The 12,399-nt window shown below is 69.8% G+C and carries 15 protein-coding genes; all 15 read left to right on the top strand.

The window, feature by feature from the left end:
- Window positions 1-69: 69 nt before the first annotated feature.
- Window positions 70-414, top strand: a complete 345-nt coding sequence (locus A4E84_RS20275; protein WP_062927938.1) for a hypothetical protein — start codon at window positions 70-72, stop codon at window positions 412-414.
- Window positions 415-569: 155 nt separating this feature from the next.
- Window positions 570-1,067: a helix-turn-helix domain-containing protein gene (locus A4E84_RS20270; RefSeq protein ID WP_062931533.1), complete on the top strand. Its 498-nt coding sequence runs from the start codon at window positions 570-572 to the stop codon at window positions 1,065-1,067.
- Complete coding sequence (locus A4E84_RS20265) at window positions 1,054-2,331, top strand: PBSX family phage terminase large subunit (RefSeq protein ID WP_062927937.1); 1,278 nt, start codon at window positions 1,054-1,056, stop codon at window positions 2,329-2,331. Before A4E84_RS20270 ends, A4E84_RS20265 begins: the two co-directional genes overlap by 14 nt.
- A gap of 81 nt (window positions 2,332-2,412) precedes the next feature.
- Window positions 2,413-3,867, top strand: a complete 1,455-nt coding sequence (locus A4E84_RS20260; protein ID WP_237304961.1) for a phage portal protein — start codon at window positions 2,413-2,415, stop codon at window positions 3,865-3,867.
- Between the two features lie 13 nt (window positions 3,868-3,880).
- Window positions 3,881-6,391: a phage minor capsid protein gene (locus A4E84_RS44605; RefSeq protein ID WP_079129033.1), complete on the top strand. Its 2,511-nt coding sequence runs from the start codon at window positions 3,881-3,883 to the stop codon at window positions 6,389-6,391.
- Between the two features lie 12 nt (window positions 6,392-6,403).
- Window positions 6,404-6,688, top strand: coding sequence for a hypothetical protein (locus A4E84_RS20250; RefSeq protein WP_062927935.1), 285 nt, complete (start codon window positions 6,404-6,406; stop codon window positions 6,686-6,688).
- 149 nt (window positions 6,689-6,837) lie between these two features.
- Window positions 6,838-7,635, top strand: a complete 798-nt coding sequence (locus A4E84_RS20245; RefSeq protein WP_062927934.1) for a hypothetical protein — start codon at window positions 6,838-6,840, stop codon at window positions 7,633-7,635.
- A gap of 13 nt (window positions 7,636-7,648) precedes the next feature.
- Entirely contained in the window at window positions 7,649-8,599 is a 951-nt protein-coding gene (locus A4E84_RS20240) for a major capsid protein (RefSeq protein ID WP_062927933.1), read from the top strand.
- 57 nt (window positions 8,600-8,656) lie between these two features.
- On the top strand, window positions 8,657-9,043 hold the full coding sequence (locus A4E84_RS20235) for a hypothetical protein (RefSeq protein WP_062927932.1): 387 nt from the start codon (window positions 8,657-8,659) through the stop codon (window positions 9,041-9,043).
- Window positions 9,040-9,468 carry a hypothetical protein gene (locus A4E84_RS20230; RefSeq protein WP_062927931.1) on the top strand — a complete coding sequence of 143 codons (429 nt, stop codon included), beginning with the start codon at window positions 9,040-9,042 and terminating at the stop codon, window positions 9,466-9,468. Before A4E84_RS20235 ends, A4E84_RS20230 begins: the two co-directional genes overlap by 4 nt.
- Complete coding sequence (locus A4E84_RS20225) at window positions 9,468-9,980, top strand: hypothetical protein (protein WP_062927930.1); 513 nt, start codon at window positions 9,468-9,470, stop codon at window positions 9,978-9,980. Before A4E84_RS20230 ends, A4E84_RS20225 begins: the two co-directional genes overlap by 1 nt.
- Window positions 9,981-10,052: 72 nt before the next feature.
- On the top strand, window positions 10,053-10,502 hold the full coding sequence (locus A4E84_RS20220; RefSeq protein ID WP_062927929.1) for a hypothetical protein: 450 nt from the start codon (window positions 10,053-10,055) through the stop codon (window positions 10,500-10,502).
- Between the two features lie 14 nt (window positions 10,503-10,516).
- A complete protein-coding gene (locus A4E84_RS20215) occupies window positions 10,517-11,365 on the top strand; it encodes a hypothetical protein (RefSeq protein WP_062927928.1) in 849 nt (282 codons plus the stop codon).
- A gap of 2 nt (window positions 11,366-11,367) precedes the next feature.
- Complete coding sequence (locus tag A4E84_RS20210) at window positions 11,368-12,042, top strand: hypothetical protein (RefSeq protein WP_062927927.1); 675 nt, start codon at window positions 11,368-11,370, stop codon at window positions 12,040-12,042.
- The gene (locus tag A4E84_RS20205; RefSeq protein ID WP_174569443.1) at window positions 12,036-12,356 is read left to right on the top strand and encodes a hypothetical protein; all 321 of its coding nucleotides are present in this window, start codon (window positions 12,036-12,038) and stop codon (window positions 12,354-12,356) included. Before A4E84_RS20210 ends, A4E84_RS20205 begins: the two co-directional genes overlap by 7 nt.
- Window positions 12,357-12,399 lie beyond the last annotated feature (43 nt).

Genomic DNA, 12,399 nt, shown 5'->3' with positions numbered 1-12,399 from the left:
TACAGTTCTCGCACGAAGCCCCAGCGAACTGCGGCATGATGCCGCCTCAGCAACCGTTCTGGGGGGACCATGCGCATCCTTCACACTGTCGTCGCGGTAGCCGCGCTCGCTTGCGCGCTCACCGCCTGCTCCAGCAGCGGCACCAGCGACGAGCCCGCCGACCCCACCAAGCTCGACGACGCCGCCTCACTCGCATGCGACGACTTCGCCACCGGGTACAAGGGCGCCCAGACGCAGTCCGCCCGCATCGACCTGGCGAACAAGGTCAACAAGTGGGCGCAGTCCTCGATCACCAACGGGATCGCCGACAACGCCAAGGCGCTCGCCCGGGGCTCCGAAGCATCCGCCGGCGCCTGGCAGCTGGGCGCCGACAGCTTCGCCCAGGCCTGCCTCGACGCCGGATGGAAGGCATGACCGTGACGTAGTTGCATCCCGGGACCGCATGATCCATCCTGGGGCCAAGTCCGGCGTGCCCGGACACAAACACAGACTCATAGATCGCGCCGCCGAGCGCACACGAAAGGCCCGCCACAGTGCGGGCCTTCGCCATGTCCAGGGGGGTGACCGCCATGGGCAAGGCCCGACCGGTCACCGACGAAGACCGCCAGCGCGTCCGCGAACTCCACGCGGAGGGCAAGGGCCGCAACGAGATCGCCACCGAGCTGGGCCGCTCCGGCCGCACGATCAGCGAGATCGCCAAAGGCCTCGGCATCAGCTTCGCCCGGGCCGCCGAGGTGCGCACCGCGACCGAGGTCCGTCAGGCCGACCTCGCCGCCCGCCGCGCCGCCTTCGCCATCAAGCTCCAGGACATCGCCGAGCGCGAGGCCGCGAAGATCAACCAGCCACACGAGTACTGGGACTGGGGCGGCAAGGAACACGACTTCGACACCCATACCGCGCCCGAGCCGACCCCCGGCGACAAGCGCGCGTACATGGGACTGGTCGCCACCGCCGTCGACCGGTCGCTGAAGCTCGCCCCACCCAAGGAGGAGGGCGGCGCAGACGAGGTCGGTTCGCTCCTCGTAGGCCTCTTCGACAAGCTCCGAGCCAAGCATGGCGACCACTGAGCTGGGGCTGTCCGACAAGCAGGAACGGAGCATCGCCCACTCGACAGCCTGGCTGAACGTCTGGGAAGGATCGGTCCGGTCCGGCAAGACCATCGCCTCGCTGCTGCGCTGGTTGATGTACGTCTGGACAGCACCCGCCGGCGGGGACCTGGTCGTCGTCGGCAAGACCTACGACACCGTGGCCCGCAACGTGTTCGGCCCCCTGCAGGACCCGAACATCGTCGGCGTCGACACCGCCAAGCTGGTCAGCTACACCCGCGGCTCCAGCGTCGCGTGGATCCTCGGCAAGAAGATCGAGGTCGTTACCGCCAACGACGCCAAGGCCGAAGCCAGGCTCCGCGGCCTCACCGGCGCGGGCGCATACGTCGACGAACTGACCCTGTTGCCGAAGGAGTTCTTCAAGCGTCTCGTCGACCGCATGTCCGTACCCGGCGCACTGATCTTTGCGACGACCAACCCGGACAATCCGGGCCACTGGGCGCGCAAGGAGTGGCTGAACCGTGCCGATGAGCTGGGCATCCGCACCTGGCACTTCGTCATGGACGACAACCCGGGCCTCTCGGAGGACTACAAGGCCCGGATGAAGCGGAACTTCACCGGCCTCTGGTACCGCCGCTACATCCTCGGCCACTGGGTCCAGTCCGAGGGCGCGATCTACGAGCAGTTCGACGTCAAGAAGCACGTCGTCTCGACGCTCCCCAGGATCGACCGCTGGCTGTGCGACGGGATCGACTACGGCACCGTCAACCCCTACGCCGACGTCCTCATCGGCCTCGGCGCAGACCGGAAGCTGTACGTCGTCAGCGAGTACCGGTACGACTCCCGCCGCGAGCGGAAGCAGATGACCGACGCCGAATACTCCCGGGCCCGCCGACAGTGGCTCGCAAAGGTTACGCAGCCCGGAACCAACGTCGTCGGCGTCGCCCCAGAGTGGACCGTCGTCGACCCGTCCGCCGCCTCGTACATCGAGCAGCTGCACCGCGACCAGGTCCCGGGCGTCACCCAGGCCGACAACGCCGTCCTGGACGGCATCCGCACCGTGTCCTCCCTGCTGTCGACGGAGGGCCTGTACATCCACGAGTCCGCCGAGGGCCTCATCGACGAGATGCCCGGCTACTCCTGGGACGACGAGGCGGCGGAGCGCGGCGAGGACAAGCCGATCAAGGAGAACGACCACTCGTGTGACGCCCTGCGATACGGGCTGCGCACGACGGAGTCCCTGTGGCGGCCCTACCTACCGACCCGACTGGATGTCGCCGCATGACCGAAGAGGAGGTGCCCGATGCCGCTGCCCACGCGGAATGTGCCGTGGCCCCCGCCGCACCTCAAGCCTGCCCTCGACGCAATGAACGTCTGGGACACCTGGTGGAGCGGCGACCCGGACCGTCTCGAAGACCTCTACGGCGGTGGCAACGGAGGCTTCGGGATCAGCCCGAAACCAGCCCAGTTCTCGACTGGCGTCGTCGGCAAGATCGCCCGCTGGTGGTGGGGCACCCCCACCGCCCCCGGCGAGCGGCGCACCAAGCTCCACGTTCCCATCGCGGGCGACATCTGTGGCGGCTCCGCGGACCTGCTGTTCTCCGAACCGCCGAAGCTCACCGTCGAGGGCGACCCCACGCAGAAGCGCCTCGACATGCTCACCGATGACGGCATGCTCGCCACCCTGCAGACCGCTGCCGAGGTCGGCGCCGCCCTGGGCGGGATCTACATGCGGCCGGTGTACGACAAGACGGTGGCCGATCGTCCGTGGCTCCACGCCACCCACGCCGACCGCGCCATCCCGGAGTTCACCTGGAACCGGCTCAGCGCCGTCACCTTCTGGCGCGTCGTCCACGAGGAGGACGGGCAGGTCTGGCGGCACCTGGAGCGCCACGAACCCGAGCGCATCCTGCACGGCCTCTACCAGGGCACGAAGGGCAAGCTCGGCCGCCCGGTGCCCCTGGAGGACCACCCGGCGACCGCCGGGTACGCCGCCACCGTGAACGACGAGGGAGCGCTCGCCACCGGCTACAAGGGACTGGACGTCTCGTACATCCCCAACCAGAACAGCCGCCGCTGGCGCTGCAACGCCGACCTGGCCGACCTCGGCCGCTCCGACCTCGACGGCATCGAGCCGCTCATGGACAGCCTCGACGAGACCTACGCCAGCTGGATGCGGGACATCCGCCTCGGCAAGGGCCGCATCGTCGTCCCGGACGCCTACCTTCAGTCCAACGGGCCCGGGCGCGGCAGCTCGTGGAACCCAGATCAGGAGGCCTTCGCGGGCATCAACGCGCTCGCACGTGGCGACCAGGGCGTGCAGCTCACCGTCGCCCAGTTCGCCATCCGCGTGCAGGAGCACCGCGAGACCGCGGAGGACCTGGTTAACCAGATCCTCCGATCCGCCGGCTACAGCGGGCAGACCTTCGGCCTCGGAGGCGACGCTGCGGTGACCGCGACGGAGGTCAAGTCCCGTGAGCGCAGGTCGATGACGACGCGTGGCCGGAAGATCCTCCGCTGGAGGGCCGGCCTCGCAGACGCGGTGCACGCGCTGCTCGCCGTCGATCAGGAGGTGTTCCGCTCCGGGGTCACGCCGCAGCCGCCGACGATCGAGTTCGAGGACTCGGTCCAGGAGGACCCGCTGTCCCTGGCGAACACCGCCGACGTACTCCGGCGGGCCCAGGCCGCGTCCACGGACACGCTGGTCCGCATGCAGCACCCGGAGTGGAACGACACTCAGGTCAAGGCCGAGGTCGCCCAGATCCAGCAGGAGGCCGGCACCGCGGTGCCCGACCCGATGCAGACCGGGGCGCTGCCGTAGGGGAGGTGGGTCGGTGCCCGTCTCGCCGGCCACGGCCGAGGATCTCGCCGCCACTGTCTCCGCTCTGTACGAGCAGGTCGAGACCGTCCTCATCCGACGGATCCGCCAGGCCGCGGCCGAGGGAATCGACGCCCCGACCTGGGTGGAGCAGAAACTCGCCTCACTTGGCAACCTTCAGGCAGGGATCCGCTCCGTCGTGGACGCCCTGGCCCAGGACTCCTCGGGGGCTGTGCACCAGGCTGTCGCCGAGGCGTACCGGCGGGGCCAGCAGGCCGCGGTGGCGGAGCTCGGCGCGCTGCCAGCCGGCGTGACGCAGGTGGTCGCAAACGACATCCCCAACGCAGCGACCATTGACCGACTGGCGGCTGCGCTCGTCAACGACACGCGCGCCACTCACCTTCGGATCCTGCGGCAGTCCGAGGACACGTACCGCGACGTCATCGCCCGTGCCTCCGCCGCTCCCCTCGTCGGCGCGCAGACGCGCAGGCAGGCAGCGCAGGCAGCGCTGGACGACTTCGCGAACCGGGGCGTCACGGGCTTTGTCGACAGGTCCGGCCGCGGCTGGAGCCTGCCTTCGTACATCGAAATGGCAACCCGCTCCGCAGTAGGCCGGGCCGCGGTCGACGCCCATACTGACCGGCTGGGTGAGGCCGGCGTCGACCTGGTGATTGTGTCTCGGGCGCCGGAGGAGTGCCCGCTGTGCCGCCGATGGGAGAGCAAGGTCCTCGTACGGTCAGGCGCAGCAGGGGCGCGCACCATCGAGGTGGAGCACGCCACCGAAGACGGCCGCATGGTCAAGGTGAAGGTCGCTGGCTCGTTGGAGGAGGCTCGGGCCGCGGGCCTGATGCACCCGAACTGCCGCCACACCGTCAGCGCGTACCTGCCCGGGCTGACCCGAGAACCCGCTCCGGTCCCGGCGCGCGGCACGTACGAGCAGTCGCAGCAGCAGCGCTACCTGGAGCGGCAGGTCCGTAAGTGGAAGCGGCTCAGCGAGGCCGCCCTCGACGAGGCCACCCGGAAAGCAGCGAACGCGCGGGTGCGCGGGTACCAGAGCAGGATCCGCGACCTGGTGGACGAGTCCGGCATGCCCCGCAAGCCGCACCGCGAGAAGCTCGCCGAGCCCTCGCCGCAGCAGCACGCTGAGCTCGCCGAACAGCAGCCCGCGAAGCCGCCCGAGCCGGAGGCCAAGCCGGAGCCGGTCGCGCCGCCTGAGCCGCAGGCGAGCGTGTCGCATGCGACCCGGGATCGTATCGAGCAGGTGCGGCGCGTGCTGCCGAAGGACCGCGAGGCGTGGGAGAACGCGCGGCGTGTGCAGGTGGCTCCCGAGCAGCTCGGCTACGACATCCGCATCGCCGAGTTCCGGGAAGAGCTGAAGAAGGAGGAGGCTGAGCGGGAGCAGATCGTCGCTGAGACGGAAGCCGAGTTCAAGCGCAAGAGGACGCCCAAGTGGAAGCGCCCTCAGATGCTGGAAGACGCTACCCGGAGCATCGACAGCAACATCCGGATGACCCAGAACAGCATCCGCTCCATGTCGGAGGAGAGGGACGCATTCCTCCGCGGCGATCCTGGCAACTACAGCTCGTGGCTGAGCCGGACAGAACCGCCTCGCTACGAGTACACGTACCAGAAGGACCCGTCCGGGGCACTGCTCCCGCCGGAGGCGTACGAGCAGCATCTGAACCGCGTGTTGGAAGTTGGAGAGGCTCTGCAGGACGACCTGCACGACGCGTTCCTCCAGGACTCGGTACTCAACGAGCTGCGCGAGGAGGTACGGCGAATCTCTCGCAACAAGCCGCCGGACGCCGACGCGTTGCGCAGCGCTCAGATCGCGGTGGCGGCACGCGAAGCGGAGACGATCCGCATGCTCCTGGCTGACGTACGCAAGCTGGGCGGGAAGGTGAAGGCCGAGGCTGCCGGCCCGGACGTCATCGCAGCACGTGGCCCGTCCGCGTCCGCGGTGCGTGAGGACTGGCAGGAACTGCTCGGTGAAGCACTCGACCACTTCCCCAAGCAGTGGCTGGACCGCATGCGGGACTCGCCGATGTCGCTGGTGGGGTCGGACCGGGCCTACTACGGGGCTCGCCAGGGCCCGAACGGCACTGACCTCTTCGCGCTCGATATGGCCGCTCCTGCCTGGTACAACGGCGCTTTCAGCTCGTACGCGGCGGAGGTCGCCACGCACGAGCTGGGGCACCGCATGGAGCAGTACGTGCCGGGCCTGCGCGAGCTGGAGTACACCTTGGTACGCAGACGTGCCACCAAGGATGGTGTGCTGGAGCTCCCCAGGCAGTTGGCTGCGATCTATCCGGGAGCGTCGTATCGGCAGGGTGAGCTGACGTACGAAGATCAGTGGGCGGACGCTTACACGGGCAAGACCTATGAGCGGGGTGCGCCCGAGGATCCAGCATCGGTGTCCTCGGAGGCATTCCAGGTGGGCCTGCAGGACTTGTTCGGCAGGTCCGGCAGGAACTTCGGTGGCTTGGAGCTGCGGCAATTCGTCCTTGGCTGCCTGGCCCTGCTGTGACAGGCTGAGGGCATGGCCTGGAGAGTGGAGTCGCGCACCGAAGCGGGCCGCTGGGTTGCTCACGATGGGCGCCAGTGGACTGCCGATGACACGACCCGCATCGACATGATCGCCCTGGCGGATGGGGCGCAGCCGCTGACGCCGACCGGCCCGTACTACACACCGACAGGCCCGGACGACGAGGTCGCTGCATACCTGACCGCGGTGCGTCTGGTGCCTGCTCCGCAGGTGACTGGGGAGCCGCCGCGGGTACCGACGCCGTCGGCCAGCAGCGACGAGCAGGGCGTCGTCTACTAGACCGCTCACTCCTTGCAGGGCCCGCCTCGTGCGGGCCCTTTTTCATGCCCGGATTCGGGCTCTGAGACGTCCGGGTCGCCAGGTGCGCCCGGCAGATGTACGGCCCCGCCGGGTGCGGGGCTCCTCTACGCGCACCGGGAGTGCACGACATGCAGCAGCGAACCCTTCCCCGCCGCGCCCTGGCAGGCGCTGGCTGGGTCCACCCCTACGCCACCGGCCCTTTCGACCCGTGGCTGTACGCCGACGGCGGGGACGGAGGCGACTCCGAATCCGGCAGCGACGACAGCGATGACGGCGACACCGGTACCGACGAGGACGACCAGGACGACGACGCCGAGAGCGGCGACGACGACCAGGACGGCGCCGACGAAGCCAAGGACGACAGCGACGCCAAGCCGAAGCCCAAGCCGCCCGCGAAGAAGGCCGCCGCCGGCACCCCGTCCCGCAGGGACAAGGAACTGGAGAAAGCCCGCGACCAGGCCGCGAAGGCTCGCGTCGGGGCCAAGGAGGCAGCCGAAAGGGCCAAGAAGGAACTGGTCCAGGACATCGGCAAAGCGCTCGGCCTGGTGCAGGACGAGAAGGACGAGGCGCCGGACCCGGCGAAGCTCCAGGCGGAGATCGAGCGGCGCACGACCGCGCACCGCGAGACCGCGATCGAGCTGGCCGTGTACCGGGGTGCGTCGAAGTACGGCGCCGACCCGGACGCGCTCACCGACTCGCGAGGGTTCCTGAACTCGATCAAGGGCCTCGACCCCGAGGACGAGGGATTCGCGAAGGCCGTCAGCGCCGCCATCAAGAAGGCGGTCGACGACAACCCCAAGCTCAAGGCCGCGGCGCCGCCGCCGGACCGTACGAGCAGCGACTTCAACGGCGGGGCCGGGAGCTCCTCCGAACCGGAAGACATCGACGAAATCCGCGCCGCGCGCCGCAAGCGCCGAGCCGGATAGGAGGTAACACCCCATGGCCAACACCTTCCTGACCGCGCAGGTCATCGCGCGACAGGCCCTCGCGAACCTGTACGAGACCACCGTCGCGGCGAGCCTCGTGCACCGCGACTACGAGGCGGAGTTCAACCGCAAGCAGGGCGACGCGATCACCATCCGCAAGCCCGCCATGTTCACGGCGAACGAGTACAACCGCGCCGCGGGCATCACGGTGCAGGAGGCACAGGAGACCAGCGTCAACATGACGCTGAACCACTTCGCCGACGTCTCCTTCGCGGTCACCACCGAGGACATGACGCTGAAGATCCAGGACTTCGACGAGCAGCTCCTCACCCCGGCCATGGAGGCCATCGCCCAGAAGATCGATCGCGACATCCTCGCCCTGCGCGACGACATCGTGCAGGAGGTCGGCGACGCCACCCCGAACGCCGCGGGCGAGGACTACGCCGGCTACAACGGCGACTACCCCTGGTCGGACTCCCGCGTCCTCATCCAGGCCGGCAACGTCCTCGACCTGAAGAACGTCCCGGCGGCGCAGCGCTCGGTCATCGCTGGCCCGACCACGAAGGCCCGCTGGGTGGCGGAGAAGACGTGGCGGCAGGCCGACAAGCGCGGCAGCACCGAGGGCCTGCTGGAGGCGTCCATGGGTGGCCGCGTCAGCGGCTTCGACCCGTACTGGACGCAGAACATCGGCCAGCCCGCCGGGTCGCCCGCCTCCGGGCAGCCGACCACCGAGGTCAACGTCGCCTTCCACCGGACCGCGTTCGCCCTGGCGTTCCGCCCGCTGGAGCTCCCCCAGGGTGCCCTCGACGCGGCGATCATGAACTACAAGGGGTTCGCGCTGCGCATCATCCGCGACTACGACATCGACAAGAAGCAGATGGTCGTGTCGATCGACTGCCTGTACGGCACGAAGACCCTCGACGCCAACCGTGCCGTCCTCATCAAGGGCGCCGACGCGGCCTGATCCCCGCGCCCGCCCCCGCGCGGGCGGGCCTCCTCTCCCCACAGGAAGGACAGCCCCATGGGCTACAAGGTCCACACCGTGGACGGGCGCGCCGGCGAGGTCGACACCTCCACTGCGCGCACCTACAGCAAGGAAGTCCGCGTCGCCTCCGGCACCGCGGGCACCTACCAGCTCTTCAAGGTCCCGGCCGCCGCCAGCATCATCGCCGTACGCGCGTACCGCACCGGCGGCACCGGCGGCACGGTGCAGGTGAAGAAGGGCGCCTCCGACGTCCTCGCCTCCCCGATGGCCACCAGCACCGACGCATGGGCCGGGAACACCACCGTGCAGAACGCGTCCTGCGCGGCCGGAGACAACCTCTCGGTGGTCCCCGCCTCCCCGGCCGGATCGCCGACCGAGATCCTCGTTCAGGTCGACCTCAGGACGGCGGTGCCCGCGTCATGACCACGTACTTCAACCAGCGGACCGGAGACCGGGTGAAGATTGACGGGCGCTCGGCCCGACTCGATTCCCTCGACAACTGGAAGATCCTTGGCGAGGGCGAGGAGGGAGAGATCGTCAACGACGGTGTCCTGTCCCGGCCGACGCTCACCGCGCCCGGCGTGCACGACCCGTCGGCGGACGTGCCGAAGACCAACGAGGAACTCCGGGAGGAGAACCCCTCGCTGGAGGGGCCAGCTGTCGGCCAGAAGCTGACCCCCGTTGAGGACGGCGAGTCGGCCCCGGTTCTCAAGGTGCCGGCCAGGGGTGCTTCGAAGGCGGAGTGGCAGGAGTACGCCCGCAAGGTGGAGGACGACCCGGAGCGGCAGTCCGACATCGAGGGCATGACCAAGGAGCAGCTCGTCGAGCGGTACGGGGGCGGTAGCTGATGCCACTCTCCGGAACGCTGCTCGCCGTCAGCGCCTTCGCAGAGCTGACGACGGCACTGGACCTGGGCACCGCCAGGGCCCCGCACAGCCTCAGCCGGAAGCTGTCGCTCGGCTCGGGCACCGGCGCAGGCAAGGCCGACCGCGTCTTCTCCGACCGGCGCACCCTGGCCGCTTCGGCGACCGAGGACCTCGACCTGGCGGGCTCGCTCGTCGACGCGTTCGGCGCGACGATCACCTTTGCCCGGATCAAGGGGATCATCGTCGCCGCGGCCGACGCGAACGCCAACAACGTCGTGGTCGGCAACGCCACCTCGAACGCGTGGGCCACCCTGCTCGGCGCGACCAGCACCCTCACCCTGCGCCCGGGCGCGTTCGTCGCGGTCGGCACCGGGGTGGCGGACGCGACCGGCTACGCAGTGACGGCCGGCACGGGCGACCTGCTGAAGATCGCCAACTCGGGCGCCGGTACGTCAGTGACGTACGACGTCCACATCATCGGCGCGTCCGCGTAGCCGATCCGCACCGTGACGAGGGAGGCCCGGGCGGCGGGCCTCCCTCGCGCGCTCACACCGAGGAGGAGCGCCGTGGCCGATGTGGTCGCCAACATCGCCAAGGGCCGGATCCTGCACTACGCCGGACTCCCGGCCGCCAGCGACGGGCTCGTGGCCATCCCGCTGGAAGCGGCCGGGCTGCCGACCGATGACGTCCTCCAGGACTACGACACCGTGGCCGAGCTACTCGCGGGCCCGGCCAACGAGCAGACCAGCATGGGCCGGGTAGCGCTGACCGGCGTGGTGGTGTCGGTCAACGACACCGCGAACACGGCCAGCTTCGACGCGAACGACCTGAGCTGGTCGCTCGCCACCGGCACACCGACCGGAAAGTTGGTCATCGCCTACGACCCCGACACCACCGCGGGCACGGACGCAGCGCTGATCCCGCTGACCTACCACGACTTCGCGGTCACCCCGGACGGCACGGACATCGTCGCCCGCGTCCACACCGACGGCATCAGCGTCGACTCCAACGCCTGACCGGGGAGGCCACGGTGCCGCTGCTGGAGACCCTCGAAGACTCCTTCACCGGGACCCTGGACCTCACGAAGTGGCCCAACTCCTACGGTGACCCGACAGCTACCGGCGGCCGCGGCCGGATCCCCTGCACTGTGGGAGGCTTCGCCGGGCTCCGCTCCGCGACCGCCTACACCCTGGCCGATTCGCACTTCCTGCTGCGGGCCTACCCGCCGCCTGCGCTCGGCGCGGTGTCAACGGCCGCCCTGTCGGTCCTGGTGCTCACCGGCACGGGCGGCACCGACGCCGGGTTCATCATCGACACCGCCCAAGGCGCGATGGGCCTGTACCTCCGTGAGGGGTACGCCGACGGCGGCGCCCTCTTCCCGCCGTACGATCCCGTCGCACACGCCTGGCTCAGGCTGCAAGACGCAGGTGGAACGCTGCTGTGGGAGGCCTCCCCGGACAGCTCCAACTGGACCGTGCTGCGCAGCGCCCCGACCCCGGCATGGGCGGCGGACACGAACCTGTCGTTGCTGCTGGAGTCGACCCGCACGGACGGCTCCAACAACGTCGCCGAGATCGACAACGTCAACCTCCCCACCAGCCTGGTCCTGCTGGGCGCCGCGCGTACGGCGGCCGCGGCCCGGCCGGTCACCGGGCAGAAGAGCGTCCCGCTCGGCGCCACCCGCTCCACCAGCCTGGCTCGGCCGCTGACTGCCGCGCACATCGTCCAGCTCGGCACCGCACGTACCCGCGGCCGAGCAGGCACCATCACGCGCCTGCCCCGCCCCGCACGCACCCTCGCGCCCAGCGCGTCCGGACCCGCGCTCACCCCCTCCACGACCGGCCCGCAGCTGGCTGCGACATCGACGACAGGAGGCTGACTATGCCCGACGTGGGAGACACCGTCACCGCGTCCCTGACCGTCGACCCGTACGACGCCACCACGGTCGCCACGCTGGCCGTCACCGCGCCGAACGGGACGGTTTCCTCGCCCTCGACCGGCACCGCCGACAACGGTCGGACGTGGACAGCCGCGCTCACCTACACGGTGGCCGGCCTGTGGAAGCTGTCGTGGGCGGTGACCGGAACCGGCGCCAGCGTGCAGCACGAGGTCGTATCCGTCGCTCCGGCGCCGCCGACGATGGCCGACGTCCGGTCGTACGCAACCACCACCCAGTTGGCGAACGTCCTGCACAAGGCGCCGCCGCTGGACGCCGTGGAGCTGCTGGAGCGCGCGACGCGTCTCCTGGACAGCGACTTCCTGAAGGCCGCGGTGTACGACGTCGACGACGTCGGCATGCCGACCGACCCTGTGGTCCAAGCCGCGTTCGCCGAGGCCGTGTGCCGACAGGTTGAGTTCTGGGGCGAGGCGGGGGTGGAGACCGACGTCTCTGGCCCGTTGCAGGGCGTCAGCATCGGCAATGTGCAGTTGCAGTTCGGTGCGGGTGAGAACCGGTCCGGCCCGGACTACTACGCGCCCGGGCTGATCCGCGCGCTTGAGAGCATCCCCGCCGAAAAGCTCCGGTGGGGAGTCTCCACGGGCGGCTTCGCATGGTGACGCGCATCCCTCGTCGCTACCTGATCCACGAGATCACGGTGGAGCCGTACGGCGGGGAGTCCAGCACCGGCACCCTGTACGGCCCGCCGGCCCCGGTGCGGTGCCTCCTCGACGAGCAGACCCGTGCGGTGCGCACCCCGGGCGGCGAGCAAGTCACGTCCACGTCGACCGCCTACGCCGACCTCGACACCGAGGCGCCGGCTCTGTCCCGGGTGACGCTCCCCGGCGGCCGGACCACCACGGTCATCCAGACCAAGCGGCGCGACGGCCGAGGACTCGGCACCCCCAATCACCTAGAAATTCAGCTCGAATGAGGTGACGTCGTGCCGCAGTCCTACCGCCTTCGATTCGATACCT

This window comes from Streptomyces qaidamensis (genome assembly GCF_001611795.1).
GTDB lineage: Bacteria > Actinomycetota > Actinomycetes > Streptomycetales > Streptomycetaceae > Streptomyces > Streptomyces qaidamensis.
The sequence above is the reverse complement of the archived record's forward strand: the minus strand, read 5'-3'. Positions and strand labels throughout refer to the sequence as shown.